Raw genomic sequence first — 21,967 nt, forward strand, 5'->3', positions numbered from 1 at the left:
AAGGATCGTGGCTCAATCCGATTACTCCGCCAGGCACCTGTCCGTCCTCGAGGGACTCGAGGCTGTTCGCAAGCGCCCAGGCATGTACATCGGCTCCACCGATTCCCGCGGCCTCATGCACTGCCTGTGGGAGATCATCGACAACTCGGTCGACGAAGCCCTCGCCGGTCATGGCGACAGCATCGAGGTTCGTCTGCACGCTGACGGCAGTGTCGAGGTGCGCGACAGCGCCCGCGGTATACCCGTCGACATCGAGCCGAAGACCGGCTTGTCGGGCGTCGAGGTCGTGTTCACGAAGCTGCACGCCGGCGGCAAGTTCGGTAGCGGCTCCTACGCCGCCTCGGGCGGTCTGCACGGCGTCGGAGCGTCGGTCGTCAACGCCCTCTCCGAGCGACTCGACGTCGAAGTCGACCGCGGCGGCAAGACGTGGGCCATGTCGTTTCATCGCGGCGAGCCCGGCATCTTCGACGACGGCGCCGACGGCCCGCGCCCGGACGCACCGTTTTCCCCCTTCATCTCGGGCAGTGAGCTGCGGGTGGTCGGGAAGGTGGCCAAGGGGGTCACCGGAACGCGCATCCGGTACTGGGCCGACCCGCAGATCTTCACGAAGGGAACGGAATTCCAGCCAGACGAGCTGATGGCTCGAGCACGGCAGACGGCGTTCCTCGTGCCGGGGCTCTCCCTCTCCGTCACGGATGAGCGCGGCGAGCAAACGAGGACAGAAACGTTCCACTTCTCGGGAGGCATCAGCGAGTACGTCGACTACCTCGCGCCGGATTCGCCGCTGACCGACACCTGGCGCATCACCGGCAGCGGCCACTTCACCGAGACGGTGCCGGTGCTCGACGCGCAGGGCCACATGACGCCGACCGAGCTCGAACGGGAGTGCACGGTCGACATCGCCCTGCGCTGGGGCACCGGCTACGAGACCGCTGTGCGTAGCTTCGTCAACATCATCGCGACGCCGAAGGGCGGCAGCCACCTGGCCGGCTTCGAACAGGGGTTGCTGAAGACCCTGCGGGCGGAGGTCGAGAAAAACGCGCGGCGTCTCAAGGCCGGCACCGACAAGCTTGAGAAGGATGACGTGCTGGCCGGCCTCACGGCCGTGCTGACGGTACGCATCCCCGAGCCGCAGTTCGAGGGTCAGACGAAGGAGGTTCTCGGCACGCCGGCTGCGCGGGCGATCGTTGCGAAGGTGCTGTCGGATGCCCTGAAGGCGCGATTTGCGAGCACGAAGCGCGACGACAAGGCGCAGTCAGCGCTCGTGCTCGACAAGGTCGTCGCGGAGATGAAGAGCCGCATCTCGGCGCGTGCCCACAAGGAGACTCAGCGTCGCAAGAACGCACTCGAGAACTCCTCCCTCCCCGCGAAGCTCGTCGACTGCCGCTCGAGCGACGTCGCCGAGAGCGAGCTGTTCATCGTGGAGGGTGACAGTGCGCTCGGCACAGCCAAGCTCGCCCGCGACAGCGAGTACCAGGCGCTCCTGCCGATTCGCGGCAAGATCCTGAACGTGCAGAAGGCCTCGGTGAGCGACATGCTCTCGAACGCCGAGTGCGCATCCATCATCCAGGTGATCGGAGCGGGCTCCGGTCGCTCGTTCGATCTCGACGCGGCCCGCTACGGCAAGGTCATCATCATGTCCGACGCCGACGTCGACGGAGCCCACATTCGCACGCTCCTGCTGACGCTGTTCTTCCGCTACATGCGCCCCATGATCGACGACGGTCGCGTATTCGCCGCCGTGCCGCCGCTGCACCGCGTCGTCGTCATGAACCCGGGATCGAAGCCGAACGAGACGATCTACACCTACAGCGAGAAAGAGCTGCAGGGTGTCCTCGCCGCGCTGAAGAAGTCGGGCAAGCGCTACCAGGACCCCATTCAGCGCTACAAAGGCCTCGGAGAGATGGATGCCGACCAGTTGGCCGACACGACCATGAGCCGCGCCCACCGCACGCTGCGCCGGGTGCGCGTCTCCGACGCCGAGGCGGCGAACCGCGTGTTTGAGCTGCTCATGGGCAACGACGTCGCCCCGCGCAAAGACTTCATCATCGCGGGCCAGGGGCTCGACCGCGACCGCATCGACGTTTAGGGGCGGTCAGCTTGCGCGCGTGCCGATTGTGTCGACGGCCGCGTCGAGCGGCGTGCCCGAGCCGTCGCGCTTGGCTCCGCCCTCGGGCAGCGTGCGAGCCTTCCCGTCGGCCGCGACCGCCAGCGGATCGACCCCGACGAACGCGAGTCGCAGCGTGTCTTCGCCCTTGAGGAAGGCGTGGGCACGCACCCCGCCCGTTGCGCGACCCTTCGCCGGGAACTCGCTGAGGAACGAGCGCTTGGCACGCCCCGGCTCGACACCGGCCAGAGCCGCACTCGACCCCGACACGGTGACCACCTCGACCGCCTCGTCGCGAGGGGTGACGTGGAAGGCGATGACGCTCGCACCGGCACCCAGCTTGATGCCCGCCATGCCGCCCGCGGGCGCTCCCTGCGGGCGCACGAGCTCGGCGGAGAAGCGCAGCAGCTGCGCGTCGGAGGTCACGAAAACGAGCTCGCTCGCGTCGGTCGCGAGCGCGGCCCCGACAACCAAGTCTCCGTCTTTCAGGCCGATGACCTCGCCGTCCGGCTTAGCCGCGTAGCTGCCCGGTGCCAGTCGTTTCACGACCCCGCCACGCGTGCCGAGCGCCAGCGGAGTCTCCGACGCCGGATCGACGATCGTCACGATGTGTTCGCGCGGGTCCGTCAGCCCCACGTACTCGCTGAGCGACACTCCGGCGGCGAGCTGCACCGACGTGGCCGGCACCGCCGGTAGGGCGTCCGGGCTGAACCGCACGAAACGACCACGATCCGTGATCGCGACGAGCTCCCCCCGCACCGTCGTCACGGCGGATGCGCGGATCGCGTCGTGCGCGACCCGGCGGTCCGTGGGCGGCTGGATGAGCGCATCCTCGTCGCCGATGTCGACGCGCAGCGCGCGACCGGTCGTTGACAGCAGCACGCGGCAGGGGGTGTCGGCAATCTCGAGCGAGGCGGCCGCCTGGGCGCGAGCGCGCGAGGGCGGCGCGGTCGGCATGCCCTCCGTCAGCAGCGTGCGGCGCGGGGTGCCGAGGCGAGCGGCGACGTCGTCGAGCTCGTCGCCCACGAGGGCGCGCACCCGGGCCGGGTCGGCGAGGATCGCCTCCAGCTCGGCGATCTCTTCGCGCAGCTGGTCGCGCTCTGCCTCGAGCTCGATGCGGCTGAAGCGCGTGAGTCGACGCAATCGCAGCTCGAGGATGTACTCGCTCTGCACCTGGCTGAGGTCGAAGATCTCGATGAGGCGGGTGCGCGCCTGTTCCGCATCGTCGGAGGAGCGGATGACCTGGATGACCTCGTCGATGTCGAGGATCGCCACCAGCAGGCCCTCGACGAGGTGCAGGCGTTCACGGCGACGGTCGAGGCGATACTGGCTGCGCCGCGTGACCACCGACGTGCGGTGGTCAAGGTAGACGCGCAGCAGCTCGACGAGGCCGAGGGTTTGCGGCCGGCCGTCGACGAGCGCCACGGCGTTGATCGAGAAGCCGTCCTCGAGCGGCGTGTAGCGGTAGAGCTGCTCGAGCACCGCATTCGGGTCGAAGCCGTTCTTGATGCCGACCACGAGTCGCAGACCGTTCTTGCGGTCGGTGAGGTCGGTGACGTCACTGATGCCCTGCAGCTTCTTCGACTGCACGCCGTCCTTGATCTTTTCGATCACGCGCTCGGGGCCGACGAGGTAGGGCAACTCCGTGATCACGAGGCCGCGCTTGCGCGCCGTGACCTGCTCGACATTCACGGTCGCGCGGGTGGTGAAACGCCCGCGCCCGGTGGCGTACGCCTCCTTGATGCCGTCAAGGCCCAGGATGCGCCCCCCGGTCGGTAGGTCTGGCCCCGGGACGAAGGCCATCAGCTCGTCGAGCGTTGCATCGGGTTTGTCGAGCAGGTAGCGGGCGGCGGCCGCCACCTCGATGAGATTGTGCGGCGCCATGTTGGTCGCCATGCCGACCGCGATGCCGCTCGCTCCGTTGACGAGGAGGTTCGGGAAGGCGGCCGGCAACACCTCGGGCTGCGTCAGCTGGTTGTCGTAATTCGGCACGAAGTCGACGACGTCTTCGTCGAGACTCTCGACCATGGCGAGTGCCGCGGCGCGCAAGCGGGCCTCGGTGTAGCGGGCGGCGGCCGGGCCGTCGTCGAGCGAGCCGAAGTTGCCGTGGCCGTCGACAAACGGAACACGCATCGTGAAGTCTTGGGCGAGGCGCACGAGGGCGTCGTAGATGGCGCCGTCGCCGTGCGGGTGCAGCTTGCCCATGACCTCGCCGACAACGCGGGCCGACTTGACGTGGCCGCGCTCGGGGCGAAGCCCCATGTCGCTCATCATGTAGAGGATGCGCCGCTGCACGGGCTTGAGCCCATCGCGAGCATCGGGGAGAGCGCGAGAGTAGATGACCGAGTAGGCGTATTCGAGAAATGACCCCTGCATCTCGTCGGCCAGATCGACATCGTCGATGCGTTCGGCCGGGGCGGGGGAGTCGGGGAGCTGGGGGGCTGCGGGGGGAGTCATAGGATGGCGCCCATGCTACCGGCGCCCCCCGGCTCGACCCGGACACTCGGCGACGTGTTGTCGAGCGCGTTGTCGGCGGTTCGAGGGGACGACAACCCCCTTGCGCTTCCCGCCGTGCGCTCCGCCGCCGTAGTGCTCGTCGACGGCCTCGGCGCGCAGCCGCTCGTGGCCCATCGCGGGCACGCGCGCCACCTCACGGCCGCGATACCCCGGCGCGGCGGGACGATCCACTCGGCTTTCCCGACGACGACTGCTTCGGCACTGGCGACCCTCACCACGGGGCGCCCGGCGGGCGAGCACGGGCTCGTCGGGTACACGGCCCACGACGCGGCGGGTGACCGCGTGGTCAACATGCTGACCGGCTGGGACTCGTCCGCGCATCCCGAGGTGTGGCAACGTCACGAGACCCTGTTTGAGCGCGCGGCGGGCCTCGGGATCGAGCCGATCGTTGTCGCGGCCCGCCGCTACGCCGACTCTGGATTCACGCGGGCGGTGCTGCGCGGAGCGCGCTTTGTTTCGGCCGAGTCGATCGCCGATCGTCTCGATCGCACGCGCGACCTTCTCGCTGGCAACGAGCCGTGCCTGATTTACACGTACCTGCCTGAGCTCGACAAGGCTGGTCACGCCGCCGGGACAACGTCGGCGCGCTGGCTACACCGCCTCGAAGAACTGGATGCGGCGCTCGGCCAGCCGCTCGCCCCGCCCGGCACGGGCGCCCTCCTGACGGCCGATCACGGGATGCTCGACATCGCCCCGCACGCCCGTCGCGTCGTCGCCGCCGATGACGAGCTGTGGCGGGGAGTGCGCCACGTGGCTGGCGAGCCGCGCTGTCTGCACCTCGTGGCGGACGACCCGGCGGAGGCGGCGGGCATTCATGCGCGCTGGACCGCCCGCGAGGCGGCCCGATCGTGGGTGGTCACCCGCGACGAGGCGATCGCGTCCGGCTGGTTCGGGGTCGCCGTCGACCCGAGCGTCGTCTCCCGCATCGGTGACGTTCTGGTCGCCGCGCGGTCCGCCGTCGTCTACTACGACGAGCGCACGGCCACCGACCGCTCGCTCGCCATGGTCGGGCAGCACGGCTCGTTTTCGGACGCCGAAACGCGCGTGCCGCTGGCGCGCTTCGGCGCGTTCGTCCGGTCTTAAGCCGGGTCGTCGTCCGGACGAGCGCCGAACACGATCTCGTCCCAGCTTGGCATCGCCGCGCGCCCGCGCTTGGCGGTGGCGGGTTTCGCCGGGGGCTCCGAGGGAGAGCCCGCGCTCGAAGAGGCGGGGATCGCAGCTTCGTTGGGCAGATCGCCGTCCATGCCGATGAGGGTGGGCGAATCCGCGGTATCAGACATGTCCGCTTCGTCGCGATCGAGCGGAACCTCGATGACCCGGATGGAGCCGGTCGACGGATGGGCGGCGCGCGCCGCATCACGCTCGTCCTGCGGCGCGGGCTCTCGCTCGCCCCGGCGGCGCCGTAGCGCTTCGAGGAGGTCGGCGGTCTGACCCATCGCGGGCCGCGGGATGTCGTCGGGGTCCGTGCGCACGCCGACGCGCGAGGGCGTGGCCGGGGCAACTGCCTCGGGGCCGATCTGGAAGGCGCCCGAGTCGAAGCGGCCGGACGGCTGGTCGTCGGCGGGGTCCGTCGTCACGGCGCGGAGGCGCGGCAGAGCGGTGGTGGGGCCGTCGCCCTGCTGTGACAGCGACTGCGCCTCGTGGTTCGCGGGCGACAGTGTCGACTTCTTGGGGTCGAAGCTCCACAGCGCCTCGCGCGACACCTCACCGTCGAGGAAGGCGACGCGGATGGTCCACAGCGCGTCCTTCTTCCAGCTCGCCCAGGCGATCTCGGTCGCCCCGAGCTCGTCGAGACGCTGGTCGATGACGCCCCCGAAGGTGTGGGCGGCAACGCCCGACTCGGTGTCCGCGGCGACGGCGACGGGAACACTGCGCGCTGCCGTCACGACATACTCGCGCTCGGCGAGCACAGGGCCCTCAAAGCGCTGGACGTATTCGAGGGCCTCGCCGGTGGCGGCAACCACCTCGGCGGCCGACAGGCCCGCGCGAATCTGCGCCTGGATCTCGCGCGGCGACACGCGATGCGCGGCGGGCTGAGCCGGGCGGTTCTGCCGAATGGCGGTGTGCAAGGCCTCGGTGATCGGCACCCGGTAGCGGGTTCCGTCGTCCCCAACGACGACCAGTGCGCCGTTCTCGGCGCCAATAACGGTCAGTTCTTCCATGGCGTTGTCTCCCGACTGCGCGGATGCTGCGCACAGCATGCCATGGGCATCCCCGCCCGGCAGGGAATACGGCGGGCGTGCCGGAAGTTGCTTCGACACGCAGGGACGAACAGCGAACCCCGTTTGCGTTTCGGCGGGGCGTCCTGCAAACTATCGCCGCCCCCCGCGGCCCCCGGCAGTACACATGAGAGTGGATGAGGCATGGCAACCGACTACGACGCTCCGCGCAAAACGGACGATGACACCGATTCGATCCAAGCGCTTCAGGAGCGAGTTCCCGACAAGATGTCGGGCGTTGTCGACGTCGATGATGCCGATAATCCGGGCTTCGAGCTCGCCGGACAAGACCTGGCCGACCTCGACTTCGACGTTGTCGTGCTGCCCCCGCAGGCCGACGAGTTCACGTGTGTCAGCTGCTTCCTCGTGAAGCACCGCTCTCAGCTCGACCACCAGGAGAAGCTCGGTCCCGTCTGCGCTGAGTGCTCGTAGTTCTCGCGCTGAGCTTCTGGCTCTCTGACCGGCGCCGCTGACCACGGGCCGCGTCTAGTGACCTTCGGACGCCTCGGCGCTCTCCCGGGCGACGCTGATCGCGGCGATCAACTCCTCGGGACGCCGCGTCGACACGACCCAGTACGGTGTCGGGTCCTCAGGGTCGGTGATATCGAGCCGCACGACGGGGCCGACGTCCCCGCGGAGCAGGAGCCAGGCCCGGGCATCCAAAAGCGGGCCCCGTTCGGCGCGCGCGTCCTCGCCCGCCGCCGCGCGCATGTCGCCGATCAGGGCGACCGGAATGCGCGCCTTTCCCGCCTGCAATGTTCCGTCGGCCACGCGAATGGTCGGCGCCGAGCCAATCAGGAGAACGAGGGAGCCGGTAACGAGCGCGGTCGCCGTCACAACGCCGGCAATCAGGCTGATCGGCTCGAACACCAGCAGCGTCGCCGGCACAATCAGCGCGATGATGGGGTACCACCAGAGGGCGGGCCAGAGGCGCTCGCGGAACTGCTCCATACCCCTATTCGACCATGCACTAGCCTTCAGAAGTGCCCGACGTCGAGATTCTGATGACCGGTGACCGCGCGCCCGTGGTGGCGCATCCGGGCGATGCGGGTGCGGATCTCGTCGCATCCGAATCGGTGACCATCGCTCCCGGTGAGCGCGTGACGGTCGGCACCGGCCTGGCGATCGCCCTGCCCGACGGCTACGCCGCGTTCGTCCTTCCGCGCAGTGGACTTGCCGCGAAGCACGGCATCACCGTGCTGAACGCCCCGGGAACCGTGGATGCGGGCTATCGAGGCGAGATCCGCGTCACGCTCCTCAATACGGATGCTCGCGAGCCGTATTCGGTCGCGCCCGGTGACCGCATTGCCCAGTTGGTGATCCAGCGCGTCGAACGCCCCGTGTTTATTCCCGTCGATTCCCTTCCCGGTTCACACCGCGGACAGGCGGGCTTTGGCTCAAGCGGCTACCGTAGTGAGCCGTCGCCGAGTGAAGGAGTTCTGTGACTGACACCGCCATGACCGACGGGCCGCTTCCCGAAGACGCGAAGTCGGCGCCCGCCGACCGCGCCGAGAACGGCCCCTTTGACGAGTCCGAGGCGAACGCCGTCCGGCCCTACGTCGACCTGGGGGCGATCAAGCTCGTTCCCCGACCCGAACTGCAGCTGCGGCTGGAGGTTGAGGAGGCCACGAAGCGTGTCGTCGCCGTCGGCATCGACTACCAGGGCTCGACCCTGCAGGTGCAGGCGTTCGCGGCTCCGCGCTCCACGGGCCTCTGGCACGAGGTGCGCGGTCAGATCGAGCAGCAGATTCGCTCGCAGGGCGGCGAGATCAGCGAGCGCGAGGGCGTGTTTGGACCAGAGTTGCTCGCGCGCATTCCCGTGCAGGCTGACGGCCAGGCGTCGACCCGCATCGCCCGCTTTGTCGGTGTTGACGGACCGCGCTGGTTCCTCCGCGGCGTGATCGCCGGGCAGGGCGCGGTCGACCAGGCCGCCGCGGAGGCGATCGACGACGTGTTCCGCAGCATTGTGGTGGTTCGCGGGTCGACGCCCATGCCGCCGCGCGATCTCATCCCTCTGCAGGTACCCGCCGGAGCGCAGGGCGACGCCGGTGCGAGTGCCGGTGCGGGGCCGCAGCCCACCGCATCCTCATGACCGAACGGGCGGACGAGCGAGCGACCGGCGCCGAGTCGGCAGGCGACGAGCAGCCCGGCGCGGACGCTCCCGACCTGCAGGCGACCCTCGCCGAGGCCGCGCGCCGATCGGGTTTCGGTCGCGTCGAGCCGGGGGAGCGACCGACCGCCCACGCACTATGGGGCGCCGTCGGCGGCGTGCGCGGGCTCATCGAGTCGCTGCTGCCCGGCTTCCTCTTCCTCGTCGTGTTCACCATCACCGGCGAGGTGGGCCCGTCGGTCCTCGTCCCGCTCGGGGTGGCCGTGGTCTTCGTGCTCGTGCGCGCCATCACGCGAACGCCGATCGCCCCGGCGATCATCGGTCTCATCGGGATCGCGCTCTCGGCGGGCCTCGCCCTCTTCACGGGCCGCGCCGAGGAGAACTTCGTTCTCGGCTTCGTGATCAACAGTGTCTGGCTCGTCGCTCTGCTCATCAGCCTCGCCGTCCGGCGCCCCCTCATCGGGGTCATCACGGGACTGTTGACGGGCGATGCCGAGTGGCGATCGGACCCGGCGAAGCGCAGCATCCTGACCCTGACGACCTGGCTCTGGGTGGGCTTGTTCTCGCTGCGGCTGGGCGTTCAGGTTCCCTTCTACCTCGCCGAGAACGTGACCGCGTTGGCCGCTTCTCGGCTTCTCATGGGTCTGCCGCTCTACGCCGCCGTGCTGTGGGTGACGTGGCTCATGATTCGTGCCGTGTACGCCCGCTCGCGGGCATGACCGAGTGCTAGCATTAAATATCTCGACATCAAGATAAATTAGGGGTCGTAGGCGACCGATGCGACGGACACCCCGTCGCGTAACCGCGAAAGGATGGACGTCGTGTCCGCAGTCAACTCATTCTCCGCGAAGGACACCCTCACGGTCGGAGAGACCGAGTACGAGGTCTTCCGCATCGACGCCGTGGACGGCTACGAGAAGCTTCCCTTCAGCCTGAAGGTGCTGCTCGAGAACCTGCTCCGCACCGAGGACGGCAAGAACGTCACCGCTGAGCAGATTCGTGCTCTCGGCTCGTGGCAGCCGTCCGCCGAGCCCGACACCGAGATCCAGTTCTCGCCCGCGCGCGTCGTGATGCAGGACTTCACCGGTGTTCCCTGCATCGTCGACCTCGCGACCATGCGGGAGGCCGTCGCCGAGCTCGGCGGCGACCCGAAGAAGATCAACCCGCTGGCGCCGGCCGAGCTCGTCATCGACCACTCGGTCATCGCCGACCTCTTCGGCACGCCCGACGCGCTCGAGCGCAACGTCGAGATCGAGTACGAGCGCAACGGTGAGCGCTACCAGTTCCTGCGCTGGGGCCAGACGGCCTTCGACGACTTCAAGGTCGTGCCCCCGGGAACCGGCATCGTGCACCAGGTGAACATCGAGCACCTCGCGAAGGTCACCTACACCCGCACGGTCGACGGCGTGTTGCGCGCCTACCCCGACACCTGCGTCGGCACCGACTCGCACACGACCATGGTCAACGGTCTGGGCGTGCTCGGCTGGGGCGTCGGCGGCATCGAGGCCGAGGCGGCCATGCTCGGCCAGCCCGTGTCGATGCTGATCCCGAAGGTCGTGGGCTTCAAGCTCTCCGGCTCCATCCCGGCCGGCGTCACCGCGACCGACGTCGTCCTGACGATCACCGACATGCTCCGCCAGCACGGCGTGGTCGGCAAGTTCGTCGAGTTCTACGGCGAGGGCGTGGCGCAGGTTCCGCTCGCGAACCGCGCCACGATCGGCAACATGAGCCCCGAATTCGGCTCGACCGCCGCCATGTTCCCGATCGACGAGGTCACCCTCGACTACCTGCGCCTCACCGGCCGTTCGGCCGAGCAGGTCGCGCTGGTCGAGGCGTACTCGAAGCTGCAGCACCTGTGGCACGACCCGAGCGTCGAGCCCGAGTTCAGCGAGTACATGGAGCTCGACCTGTCGACGGTCGTGCCGTCAATCGCCGGTCCGCGTCGTCCGCAGGACCGCATCGAGCTGACCGCGGCGAAGGAAACCTTCGAACGCGACCTCGTTGACTACGCGGGCGCCACCCAGAGCGCCGTCGACGCGGCGATCGAAGGCACCTTCCCGGCCTCCGACCCGGTGGGCTTCACCCCGGAGGACGAGGATGCGGAGCAGCAGCGCGTGCGTCGCGAGCGTTCGAAGTCGCCAGCCGCCGCGTCGAAGCCCGTCGATGTCACGGTGGGCGACAGCGAGTTCACGATCGACCACGGTGCGGTGACGATCGCGGCGATCACGTCGTGCACGAACACCTCGAACCCGTCGGTCATGCTCGCGGCAGGTCTGCTCGCGCGCAACGCCGCCCAGAAGGGACTGAAGGCGAAGCCGTGGGTGAAGACCACGCTTGCCCCCGGCTCGAAGGTCGTCACCGACTACTACGAGAAGGCCGGCCTCACCGACGATCTGGAGGCCCTCGGCTTCTACACCGTCGGCTATGGCTGCACGACCTGCATCGGCAACTCGGGCCCGCTGGCCGACGAGATCTCCGAGGCGATCAACGCGAACGACCTCGCCGTCACGGCGGTGCTCTCGGGTAACCGCAACTTTGAGGGCCGCATCAACCCCGACGTGAAGATGAACTACCTCGCGAGTCCGCCGCTCGTCATCGCGTATGCGCTCGCCGGCTCGATGAACTTCGACTTCGAGAACGACCCGCTCGGCACCGACAGTGAGGGCAACGAGGTCTACCTCCGCGACATCTGGCCCGACGCCGACGAGGTGCAGAAGACCATCGACGCGTCCATCGACACCGACATGTTCTCCACGCAGTACGCCTCGGTGTTCGACGGCGACGAGCGCTGGCGGTCGCTGCCGACCCCGGCCGGCGCCACGTTCGAGTGGGACACCGAGTCGACGTACGTGCGCAAGCCTCCGTACTTCGAGGGCATGACGATGGAGACGACTCCGGTCGTCGACATCGCGGGCGCCCGGGTGCTGGCGAAGCTGGGTGACTCGGTGACCACCGACCACATCAGCCCCGCAGGCTCGATCAAGGCCGACACCCCTGCCGGCCGCTACCTGACCGAGCACGGTGTCGAGCGTAAAGATTTCAACTCCTACGGCTCGCGTCGTGGCAACCACGAGGTCATGATTCGCGGAACCTTTGCGAACATCCGTCTGAAGAACCAGCTGCTCGACGGCGTCGAGGGTGGCTACACCCGCGACTTCACGACCGACGACGGCGCCCAGTCGTTCATCTACGACGCCAGCCAGAACTACGCGGCGGCCGGCACGCCGCTCGTCGTGTTGGCCGGCAAGGAGTACGGCTCGGGATCGAGCCGCGACTGGGCTGCAAAGGGTACGAGCCTGCTCGGCGTCCGCGCGGTCATCGCTGAGAGCTTCGAGCGCATCCACCGGTCGAACCTGATCGGCATGGGCGTCGTGCCGCTGCAGTTCCCGGCCGGCGAGTCGGCCGAGAGCCTCGGCCTCGATGGCACGGAAGAGATCGCAATCTCGGGTATCACCGAACTGAACGAGGGGCGCACCCCCCGTACCGTTCGGGTCGTCGCGACTCCCACGACGCACTCGCCCGCCGGCAAGCAGCCGCTCGAGTTCGACGCGGTTGTCCGTATCGACACCCCCGGTGAGGCTGACTACTACCGCAACGGCGGAATCCTGCAGTACGTGCTGCGCAGCCTGGTCTAGGCGCGCATCGCGGTCGAACGGCCCGCTGAATCCTTCATGGTTCAGCGGGCCGTTCGCGCATCCCGGATTCATCCAGTGAACCCCCAGAAAACTGCCGTGGCTTTGTGGCGCGCGCTCTGCTGGAACCCCGTATCGTGAAGGGATGGAGCTGCTCCGAACGATCCGTGAACCCCGCGACCTGGACGCGCTCACCCTCACCCAGCTGGAGCAGCTCGCCGACGAGATTCGGCGGTTCTTGGTGGCTGAGGTGTCGAAGACGGGCGGTCACCTGGGCCCGAACCTCGGCGTCGTCGAGCTCACCCTCGGCATTCACCGCATCTTCGACTCGCCCCGCGACGCCATCGTGTGGGACACCGGCCACCAGTCGTACGTGCACAAGCTCCTCACGGGCCGCCAAGATTTCTCGCGTCTGCGTCAGAAGGACGGCCTGGCCGGCTACCCGCAACGCGCGGAGTCGCCGCACGACATCGTGGAAAGCTCTCACGCCTCCAGCTCGCTCAGCTGGGCGGACGGCATTTCCCGCGCGTACGAGATGACCGGCCAGGGCGATCGCCACGTCGTCGCCGTCGTGGGGGATGGCGCCCTCACTGGCGGCATGACCTGGGAGGCGCTCAACAACATCACCGATGACAACAGCCGCAACCTGGTCATCGTCGTCAACGACAACGGGCGCTCGTACGCGCCGACGATCGGGGGCATGGCGCGCTTCCTGTCGAGCGTGCGCACGCGCCGGTCGTACCGCACGTTCCGGCGCCGCACCGAGGCCATGTTCGACCACCTCGGCTCGCCCGGCCGCGCGTTCTACCGCGGCGTGCGTGGCGGCCTGCACGGCTTCCTCTCGCGCTTTACGAACAACGAGGCGCTGTACTCGAACCTCGACATTAAGTACATCGGGCCGATCGACGGGCACGACATTCGCGACGTCGAGCGCGCCCTGCGGCAGGCGAAAGAGTTCGAGGCGCCGGTCATCGTGCACGCCATCACGCAGAAGGGCAAGGGCTACGAGCCGGCCCTCGCCGACGTCGCCGACCAGTTCCACGCGGTCGGGCAAATCGATCCTGAGACGGGGGAGTCGATCGAGACCGCGAGTGCGCCGTCGTGGACGAGCGTGTTCGCCGATGAGCTCGTGCGGCTTGCCGATCGTGACGACCGCCTCGTGGGGATCACCGCCGCGATGCTGCGCCCGACCGGGCTGCACAAGCTCGCCGAGAAGCACCCGCACCGCGTCTTCGACGTGGGCATCGCCGAACAGCACGCGGTCGCGTCTGCCGCTGGCCTCGCCTACGGCGGCCTGCACCCCGTCGTCGCCGTCTACGCGACCTTCATCAACCGCGCCTTCGACCAGGTGCTCATGGACGTCGCCCTGCACAAGGCGGGTGTCACGTTCGTGCTCGACCGCGCCGGTGTGACCGGCCCCGACGGCGCGAGCCACCACGGGGTGTGGGATCTCTCGATCCTGCAGGTCGTTCCCGGCATTCGCCTGGCGGCACCGCGGGATGCGACGCGATTGCTCGAGGAACTCGCAGAGGCGGTTTCCGTTGACGACGCCCCCACGGTCATCCGGTTCTCGAAGGGCAGCGTCGGAACCGAGTTCGACGCGGTCCGTCGCACCGACGACGGCGTCGACGTCTTGCGTGAGGCGCCGCACAAGGACGTGCTCATCGTGACGGTGGGCCCGATGGCAAAGCTGGGGCTCGAGGTCGCCGACCGACTGGCCGACCAGGGCATCGGCGCCACCGTCGTGGACCCTCGCTGGGTCGTTCCGGTCGCGGGCAGCATCATCGAGCTGGCGCGCGACCACCGGATCGTGGTGTCCATCGAGGACGGCGTTCGCGTCGGCGGTATTGGCACCCGTATTCGGCAAGACCTGCGTGCCGCCGGTGTGGACACGGCCGTCGATGAGCTGGGACTGCCGGACGAATTCCTCGAGCACGCCACGCGCGGTGAGATCTTCGAGCGGGTGGGTCTCACGGCGCAGGCTATCGCGCGCGACCTCGTCGCGCAGGTGCTGGGCACCCGCATTCCGGTGGCGCGCCCGTTGCCCGACGACGCGACGATCGACACGACGGCGAACGACCGCAGCACTCAGCAGTAGCACAGGCGCTCGATCACGACGAACGGCCCCCGGCCCCTCGCAGCGAGAGGGTCCGGGGGCCGCGGTCTGTCAGCGGTGGGGTGCCGCTACGACACGCCCTGGATGCGCGGGTCGTGGAAGGTGCCGCCGAAGGCGCGCTCCGACGCTCCGACGCGGTCGAGGAACGGCGTCACGCCGCCCATCTGGAAGGGCCACCCGGCACCGAGGATCATGCACAGGTCGATGTCCTCGGCCGCCTCCACGACGCCGTCCTGGAGCATCCGGTGAATCTCGTCGGCGAGGCCGTCTTCGAGGCGGGCGGTGAGCTCCGCGACCGAGTAGGGGCGAGCATCCGCCGGGCGGTGCTTCTCGACGATCGCGATCGCCTTCTTGTCGATGCCCTTCGCCTGCCCCTTGCTGTCCTTCTCAAGCAGGACGCCGGCGTCGGCGAGCTCGTGCAGAGCCTTCGACTCGAAGAACCGGTCGGGGAACGCGCGGTGGTGCGTGTCGAGCACGTGTGCTCCCACCTTGAGCCCCACGAGGTCGAGCAGCACGAACGGGTCCATCGGCAGGCCGAAGTGCTTCTGCGCGGCCACCACGTCCTCGAAGGGGGTGCCCTGCTCGACGGCGTGCATCGCCTCGCCGAGGAGCTTCGCGAGGATGCGGTTGACGACGAAGCCCGGCGTGTCGGCGGTGATGACCGCGTTCTTCCGCAGCTTCGCGGCCGACGCCATCGCCGTGGCGAGCGTCGCCTCGTCGGTGTGCGGCGTCTTCACGACCTCGATCAGCGGCATCACCGCGACGGGGTTGAAGAAGTGGAAGCCGACGACACGCTCGGGGTGCGAGAGCTTCGCCCCGATCTGCTCAACCGAGAGCGACGACGTGTTCGTGGCGAGAACCGCCTCGGGGGAGATGATCCCCTCCATTTCGGCGAACAGATCTTGCTTGATCGTGAGCTCTTCGAAGACGGCCTCGATGACCCAGTCGCAGTCGGCGAAGTCGTTCTTGTCGACCGTGCCGGTCACGAGTGCGCGCAGCTGGTTGGCCTCGTCAGCGTCGAGGCGGCCCTTGTTCTCGAGCTCGGTGATTTCGCCGCGAATGTACTCGAGACCCTTGTCGACGCGGGCCTGGTCGAGGTCGGTGATGATCACGGGAACCTTGAGGCGCCGCACGAACAGCAGCGCGAACTGACTCGCCATGAGGCCCGCGCCGAGCACACCGACCTTCGTGACCGGCTTCGCGTGCTCTTTGTCGGGGGCGCCCGCTGGCTTCTTCGCGCGCTTCTGCACGAGGTTGAAGGCGTAGATCGACGCGGCGAACTGGTCGCCGGACACGAGGTCGGCAAGCGCCTCGTCTTCGGCGGCGAATCCGGTGGCCTTGTCGCTCGACTTCGCGGCCTTCAGCAGGTCGAGAGCGGCGTACGGCGACTTCGCGACCGTGCCGATGCGCTTCTCGAGCATCTTGCGCGCGATGCCGATCGCCGCATCCCACTTCACGGCGCGCTCGAGCTTGCCGGGCGCGTTCGGGCGCTTCACGCTGATCGACCCGGTGACGACGCCGTCGGCCCAGCGGATCGAGTCTTCGAGGAAGTTCGCCGGGGAGAACATCACGTCGGCGATGCCGAGTTCGAGCGCCTGCGCGGGCTTCAGGGTGCGGTTGTTCTTAAGCGGGTTCTCGACGACGACCTTCAGGGCGTTCTCGATGCCGATCAGGTTCGGCAACAGCCACGCGCCGCCCCAGCCGGGGATGATGCCGAGGAACACCTCGGGCAGTGCCAGAGCTGCGGCGCTCGAGTCGAGCGTGCGGTAGTCGCAGTTCAGCGCAACCTCGACGCCACCGCCGAGGGCGAGGCCGTTGATGAAGCAGAACGACGGCACACCCAGCTCACCCAGCTTGCCGAGGGCGTAGTGCCCGAGCTGCGCCATCTTGAGCCCCGCCTCGCGGTCGGGCAGGTCGCCGACCTTCGACAGGTCGGCGCCGGCGGCGAGGATGAACGGCTTACCGGTCACGGCAACCGCCTTAATCTCTCCGGCGGATGCACGCTGGCTCAGCTCGTCGAGGACGGCGGCAAGCTCGAGCAGTCCCTGCGGTCCGAGCGTGCTCGGCCGTGTGTGGTCGCGCCCGTTGTCGAGGGTCACGAGGGCGAGGTTCCCGCCGCTCGGCAGGGCGACGTCGCGCACATACGAGTGCGTGACGACCTCGTCGTCGCTCAGGGCGAGGAGGGAGTCGAACTGTTCGCGGGTGTACTGGCTGACGGCACTTTTCGCCACGGTCACTTCTTCTTTCCGTCGTAGTGGGGGTTTTCCCAGATCACGGTGCCGCCCTGGCCGAGACCGACGCACATCGCGGTCATGCCGTATCGCACCTCGGGGTGCTGTTCGAACTGGCGAGCGAGCTGGATCATGAGGCGCACGCCCGAGCTGGCGAGAGGGTGGCCGATCGCGATCGCGCCGCCCCAGGGGTTGACGCGCGGATCGTCGTCATCGATGCCGAAGTGGTCGAGCAGGCTCAGCACCTGGACGGCGAAGGCTTCGTTCAGCTCGAACAGGCCGATGTCGTCGATCGTGAGTCCGGCCTTCTTGAGGGCTTTCTCGGTCGACGGGATCGGCCCGATGCCCATGACCTCGGGCTGGACGCCGGCGAAGCCGAAGCTGACGAGGCGCATCTTGGTCGGGAGGCCCAGCTCGCGAGCCGCGTCGGCGCTCGCGAGCAGGCTGACGGTGGCGCCGTCCGTGAGGGGCGACGCGTTGCCCGCGGTGACGCGGCCGTGCGGCCGGAACGGAGTGCGCAGGGTCGCGAGGCCCTCCATCGTGGTCTCGGGTCGCAAGCCCTCGTCCTGGGTCGCGAGGCCCCAGCCCTGTTCGCTGCGGATCGCGACGGGAACCAGGTCGGGCTGGATGTGCCCGGCCTCGTAGGCGGCGGCCACCTTCTGCTGACTGCGCATCCCAAAGCGGTCGCTGCGCTCTTTGGTCAGCTGCGGGAATCGGTCGTGCAGTCGCTCGGCGGTGATGCCCATGTTGAGGGCGTCGGCGCTCACGAGCTTCTCGGCCAAGAACCGCGGGTTGGGGTCGGCGTTGCCTCCCATGGGGTGGCGACCCATGTGCTCGACACCACCGGCGATCGCCACGTCGTAGGCGCCGAAGGCGATGGAGCCCGCCGCGGTCGTGACCGCCGTCATCGCACCAGCGCACATTCGGTCGATCGCGTATCCGGGAACACTGAGCGGAAGTCCGGCGAGAATCGCCGCCGTGCGTCCGAGCGTCAAGCCCTGGTCGCCCTCCTGCGTTGTCGCGGCGATCGCGACCTCGTCAACCCGGTCCTTCGGCAGCTCCGGGTTCCGCTCGAGCATGCCGATCATGGCCTTGACGATGAGATCGTCCGCTCGAGTGTTCCAGTACATGCCTTTTTCGCCGGCTCGTCCAAACGGGGTGCGAACCCCATCGACGAAGACGACATCGGCTCGTTCGGCCACAGTGCCTCCCAGTTCGGTAACGGTGTTCGTCCAGCCTAGGAACGCGGACCACACGGCGATAGCCGGTTGGGTGAACCTACGAATCGGCCGCGACGTCCTCGTCTACCGATTGGTCAGCATCCACAAAAGCGGAAGCGATTGTTAGTGCCGTTGCGTCAACCTGCCAGGGGCGCGCGCCGAGGGCGGCGAGGGCCTGCCCGATCGTTGCTGCCGTGAGCTCGGCCGGCGGGCTCCACGCCACGCGCCGCAGGATCTCGGGTGTCAGGAGGTTCTCGAGGGGGATCTCGCGCTCGTCCCCGATCGCTGTGAGCGCCTCGCGTGCCGCGCGCAAACGACGGTCCGCTTCTGGGTTTCGATCCGACCAGGACCGCGGGGGTGGAAGCGTCGCCTCTTCCCGCACGCGTAGGGCGGGAAGGTCATCGGTGGTGCGTCCGGCTTCGATGGCGGCCCACCACCGGTCTAGCTGCGACCGGGATGCGCGGCCGTGGAAGCTCGACAGGCTCGCCAGTTCGCGTTTCGATTCGGGCATGGCGCGGGCGGCCGCGACGATCGATGAGTCGGGAATCAGCCGTCCGGGGGCGATGTCGCTCGCCTGGGCGGCCGCATCGCGGGCGAGCCAGAGTTCTCGAGCGACAGCGAGCGCGCGCTGCCCGCGCACAGAGTGCAGCCCGGACAGCCGACGCCACGGTTCGGCGCGTGGCTCGGGTGTCGGCTTCGCGAGTACTGCCGCGAACTCCTGCTCGGCGGCGGTGAGTTTTCCCGCTTGCTCGAGCCGGTCATGGATGCGGTCGCGCACGTCGACGAGGAGCTCAACGTCGAGCGCGGCATACGTCAGCCACGACTCCGGAAGCGGCCTGGTTGACCAGTCGGCCGCCGAGTGCTCCTTCTTCAGGTGCAGCCCGAGCGTCTCTTCGACGACCGCGGCGAGCCCGACACGCGGAAAGCCCGCCAGTCGGGCGCCCAGCTCGGTGTCGAACAGGGTTGCCGGCTCGAGGCCGACCTCGCGCAGGCACGGGAGGTCTTGGCTGGCGGCGTGCAGCACCCACTCGGCGTCCCCGATGGCCTCCTGCAGTTCGCCGAAGCGCTCGATCGCGGGCGGGTCGAACAGCGCGGTGCGTGAGCCCCGGCGGTACACCTGAATCAAGTACGCGCGTTGCGAGTAGCGAAAACCGCTCGCGCGTTCGGCGTCGACCGCGACCGGTCCCTCACCGTCGGCAAGTGACTCCACGGCGCGCAGGTAGTCGTCGCGCGAGTCGATCAACCGCGGCGGTTCGGCGGGTCGAGCGATCGGCAAGTCTACCGGTGTCGCGTCCGCCTCCTCAGCCACGAAACCTCCGCAGCGCGGTGATCGGGGTCACACCCTCCTGCGTCGGCGGGTACCCGGCGAGCATGCACAAGAGTTCGGTCCACCCTTCCACGTGCGGGGCGAGATCGTCACTCGTGGGGCTCCAGGAGGCGCGCAGCTCCAGCTGGGCGCCGGAGCCCTGCGGGGCAAGGCTGCCGAATCCCGTCGACAGCACCTTCGTCGCCGTGCCGCTTTCGGCGGTGAACTGTGCGTCGCGCACAGCGAGGCCGTCCATGAGCCACGACCAGGCGACGTCGGCGACGAAGGGGTCGACCCCGATGTCGTGTTCGAGCGGCGCCTGCGCAAAGCAGATGATGCGAATCGCCCCCTCCCACGCCTCCGGTTCGTCCGGGTCGAAAAGGACGATCAGCCGCCCGGTGCCGAGGTCGGAGTCGTCGGCGTGGTGTGCCGGGTTCACATCGGCCGCGAGTGCGTGTGCGTACGGGGCAAGTCCCGTCGGTGCGGGAATCTCGCTGAGGACCAACTCATCGCGCGGCGTCGCGCGCGCGATCGATGCGACGATCGCGTCGAAGCGCTCGGCAGGAGTTTCGGTCGCGGGCACGCCTTGAGGCTAGGCCGAGTTGATACGGTCGGCGCGTGAGACTCGCCGCGAGGCCCCGCCCAGACGCCGCTCGAACGGTACTGAGGGTGCTCGGGGGCGCCACCGCGGCGCTCGGCGCGATCGCGGTCACCACCGGCGCCGCGGCTCTCGCGATAGCGGCCAACGCGGCGCGCGCGGTCGTCACGCCGCCGGGGGAGCGGCCGGAGGAGGTCATCCTGCACGGCGTGGACCGTGCATCCCGCACCGTGACCGTCTCCGCGACCTCCGAGACAGAGCTGCCCGGCCGCTACAGCCTGTGGTTCGACCGCGGTCGGGGGCATGCGCGGGTGGGCACGATCGTCGGACGCGGGCCGGGCGTCGTCATTCGCGAACTGCTGTCGGTCGAGCGCGGCGACCTGGAAACGGCCACGCGCGCACGCTGGGGCGCCTGGTACTACCTGACTCCCGTCGACCTCGGCGTCGAGGCCGAGGATGTCACCGTCGACACCGAGTTCGGCCCCGCGCCCGCCTGGCTGGTGCCGGCTCCCGACCCCAGCGTGCGGTGGATCATCCAGGTGCACGGTCGCGGGGTCACGCGCGCCGAGGGGTTGCGTGTCGTGCCGACCGCCCGTGCGGGCGGCTGGACGAGCCTTCTGATCAGCTACCGCAACGACGGTGAGGCGCCGTCGTCCCCCGACGGACGCTACGGCCTCGGCGACGACGAGTGGCGCGATGTGGCCGCCGCGATTCGCTTCGCCCGCGAGCGCGGAGCACGACAGATCGTCTTGATGGGGTGGTCGATGGGTGGCGCGACGGTCCTGCAGACCGTGCTGCGCGCATCCGAGGCTCGATACGTCGACGGGGTGATTCTCGAGTCAGCCGCGGTCGACTGGCGCGCGGTGCTCTCGCGGCAGGCGCGGCGTCGCGGGTTGCCGCGCGCGATTCAGGCGCTGGCCACCCGCGTGCTGAGCGAACCGTGGGGAGTGCGCCTCACCGGCAGGGCTGCGCCCATCGACCTCGACCGGCTCGACGCGACGGCGCGCGCCGCCGAACTCGGGGTGCCGCTGCTCGTGCTGCACAGCGACGACGACCCGGATGTGCCCATCGAGCCGATCCTGCGTCTTGTCGCCGCAGCGCCGGGCGACGTGCGCCTCGAGCGCTTTGCCGTCGCCGGCCACACGCGACTGTGGAACTTCGACCCGCATCGCTTCGAACGGGCGATCGGCGCCTGGCTCAGTCAGCTGCCGGAACCCAGCGGCCGTAGCTGAACCCCTCGTCGTCGACCAGTATCTGGCGCGGGATCAGCCGCGTCACCTCGTCGTCGGCGGAGAACGGCGCACGGCCACCGAGCATCGGCGCGGTGGTGAGACACACCTCGTCCACGAGACCGGATGCGCGCAGCTGAGTTGCCAGCGTCGGCCCGCCCTCGCAGACGAGCTGGTCGTAGCCGCGCGCCTGCACCGCGTCGACCACCGCGGCCGCCTCGAGCCTGCCCTCGGCGGAGGGTGGCAGGGTCAGCAGCTCGTGGGGGAGTGACCCGAGCGCGGCCCGTGCCCGCCCTGCTGCACTGTCCGTCGTCACCACGATCAGTTCGCGCTCGGCGGCGGACGGCGTGAGTCGGTGCCCCTCCAACGCGCCGCTGCCCGACACGACGACGATCGCCGAATCCTGGGCCGGCCCGATCGCTTCGCGCCGCACCGTTTCCGCGCCGACGATGATCGCGCCGGCGTGCACGCGCACGGCGCGCAGCACACGACGGTCGGTATCCGAGCTGATCGACGCGGAGGTGCCATCGTCGCCGACCGTGTGCCCGTCAAGGGTCGTGACCATCATGAGCCGCAGCCCCGCGCCGGTTGGCCGGTACCACTCGGCGAGGCGCTCGTCGACGTCGGGTGTGTCGAGGTCGAGCTCGCCGCCGTTGACGGGCAGCACGCGGCGCAGCAGCAT

17 protein-coding genes are annotated in these 21,967 nt (G+C 69.0%); 9 read left to right on the top strand and 8 right to left on the bottom strand.

Annotation, left to right across the window (positions count from 1 at the left end; genetic code table 11):
• The first annotated feature begins 7 nt into the window (after positions 1-7).
• The gene (locus CPY97_RS06535) at positions 8-2,089 is read left to right on the top strand and encodes a DNA gyrase/topoisomerase IV subunit B (protein WP_096421303.1); all 2,082 of its coding nucleotides are present in this window, start codon (positions 8-10) and stop codon (positions 2,087-2,089) included.
• A 6-nt stretch (positions 2,090-2,095) separates the two neighbouring features.
• Here the strand turns inward: CPY97_RS06535 and CPY97_RS06540 are convergent, their stop codons facing one another.
• Positions 2,096-4,564: a DNA gyrase/topoisomerase IV subunit A gene (locus CPY97_RS06540; RefSeq protein ID WP_096421304.1), complete on the bottom strand. Its 2,469-nt coding sequence runs from the start codon at positions 4,562-4,564 to the stop codon at positions 2,096-2,098.
• Between the two features lie 12 nt (positions 4,565-4,576).
• On the opposite strand from CPY97_RS06540, the gene CPY97_RS06545 reads away from it, so the two are divergent.
• On the top strand, positions 4,577-5,707 hold the full coding sequence (locus tag CPY97_RS06545) for an alkaline phosphatase family protein (RefSeq protein WP_231924070.1): 1,131 nt from the start codon (positions 4,577-4,579) through the stop codon (positions 5,705-5,707).
• On the opposite strand, the gene sepH is transcribed toward CPY97_RS06545, so the two are convergent.
• Positions 5,704-6,885 (bottom strand): septation protein SepH, encoded by a 1,182-nt coding sequence (gene sepH, locus CPY97_RS06550; protein WP_150129213.1) that lies wholly within the window; start codon positions 6,883-6,885, stop codon positions 5,704-5,706. The genes CPY97_RS06545 and sepH overlap by 4 nt on opposite strands.
• Before the next feature lie 102 nt (positions 6,886-6,987).
• Here sepH and CPY97_RS06555 point away from each other — a divergent pair, with 102 nt between their 5' ends.
• The gene (locus tag CPY97_RS06555; protein ID WP_096421307.1) at positions 6,988-7,275 is read left to right on the top strand and encodes a DUF4193 domain-containing protein; all 288 of its coding nucleotides are present in this window, start codon (positions 6,988-6,990) and stop codon (positions 7,273-7,275) included.
• A gap of 54 nt (positions 7,276-7,329) precedes the next feature.
• Here the strand turns inward: CPY97_RS06555 and CPY97_RS06560 are convergent, their stop codons facing one another.
• On the bottom strand, positions 7,330-7,794 hold the full coding sequence (locus tag CPY97_RS06560; protein WP_096421308.1) for a DUF3093 domain-containing protein: 465 nt from the start codon (positions 7,792-7,794) through the stop codon (positions 7,330-7,332).
• A 53-nt stretch (positions 7,795-7,847) separates the two neighbouring features.
• On the opposite strand from CPY97_RS06560, the gene dut reads away from it, so the two are divergent.
• From dut to dxs, 5 genes are all read left to right on the top strand, one after another.
• Positions 7,848-8,288: a dUTP diphosphatase gene (gene dut / locus CPY97_RS06565; RefSeq protein WP_096423452.1), complete on the top strand. Its 441-nt coding sequence runs from the start codon at positions 7,848-7,850 to the stop codon at positions 8,286-8,288.
• An 11-nt stretch (positions 8,289-8,299) separates the two neighbouring features.
• Positions 8,300-8,935, top strand: coding sequence for a DUF3710 domain-containing protein (locus CPY97_RS06570; protein WP_096423454.1), 636 nt, complete (start codon positions 8,300-8,302; stop codon positions 8,933-8,935).
• A complete protein-coding gene (locus CPY97_RS06575) occupies positions 8,932-9,672 on the top strand; it encodes a DUF3159 domain-containing protein (protein ID WP_096421309.1) in 741 nt (246 codons plus the stop codon). Before CPY97_RS06570 ends, CPY97_RS06575 begins: the two co-directional genes overlap by 4 nt.
• Positions 9,673-9,774: 102 nt before the next feature.
• Positions 9,775-12,588 carry an aconitate hydratase AcnA gene (gene acnA, locus CPY97_RS06580; protein WP_096423456.1) on the top strand — a complete coding sequence of 938 codons (2,814 nt, stop codon included), beginning with the start codon at positions 9,775-9,777 and terminating at the stop codon, positions 12,586-12,588.
• A gap of 142 nt (positions 12,589-12,730) precedes the next feature.
• Positions 12,731-14,683: a 1-deoxy-D-xylulose-5-phosphate synthase gene (gene dxs, locus CPY97_RS06585; RefSeq protein ID WP_096421310.1), complete on the top strand. Its 1,953-nt coding sequence runs from the start codon at positions 12,731-12,733 to the stop codon at positions 14,681-14,683.
• An 86-nt stretch (positions 14,684-14,769) separates the two neighbouring features.
• On the opposite strand, the gene CPY97_RS06590 is transcribed toward dxs, so the two are convergent.
• From CPY97_RS06590 to CPY97_RS06605, 4 genes are all read right to left on the bottom strand, one after another.
• Positions 14,770-16,932 carry a 3-hydroxyacyl-CoA dehydrogenase NAD-binding domain-containing protein gene (locus CPY97_RS06590; protein ID WP_096423458.1) on the bottom strand — a complete coding sequence of 721 codons (2,163 nt, stop codon included), beginning with the start codon at positions 16,930-16,932 and terminating at the stop codon, positions 14,770-14,772.
• A gap of 2 nt (positions 16,933-16,934) precedes the next feature.
• Positions 16,935-18,134 carry a thiolase family protein gene (locus CPY97_RS06595; protein ID WP_096421311.1) on the bottom strand — a complete coding sequence of 400 codons (1,200 nt, stop codon included), beginning with the start codon at positions 18,132-18,134 and terminating at the stop codon, positions 16,935-16,937.
• Positions 18,135-18,210: 76 nt separating this feature from the next.
• Positions 18,211-19,428, bottom strand: a complete 1,218-nt coding sequence (locus CPY97_RS06600) for an HRDC domain-containing protein (protein WP_419866120.1) — start codon at positions 19,426-19,428, stop codon at positions 18,211-18,213.
• Between the two features lie 25 nt (positions 19,429-19,453).
• Positions 19,454-20,041: a DUF3000 domain-containing protein gene (locus CPY97_RS06605; RefSeq protein WP_096421312.1), complete on the bottom strand. Its 588-nt coding sequence runs from the start codon at positions 20,039-20,041 to the stop codon at positions 19,454-19,456.
• A gap of 35 nt (positions 20,042-20,076) precedes the next feature.
• Here CPY97_RS06605 and CPY97_RS06610 point away from each other — a divergent pair, with 35 nt between their 5' ends.
• Positions 20,077-21,288: an alpha/beta hydrolase family protein gene (locus CPY97_RS06610; protein ID WP_096421313.1), complete on the top strand. Its 1,212-nt coding sequence runs from the start codon at positions 20,077-20,079 to the stop codon at positions 21,286-21,288.
• Here the strand turns inward: CPY97_RS06610 and CPY97_RS06615 are convergent.
• Entirely contained in the window at positions 21,254-21,967 is a 714-nt protein-coding gene (locus CPY97_RS06615; protein ID WP_096421314.1) for a dihydrofolate reductase family protein, read from the bottom strand. The genes CPY97_RS06610 and CPY97_RS06615 overlap by 35 nt on opposite strands.

The organism is Microcella alkaliphila (assembly GCF_002355395.1).
GTDB lineage: Bacteria > Actinomycetota > Actinomycetes > Actinomycetales > Microbacteriaceae > Microcella > Microcella alkaliphila_A.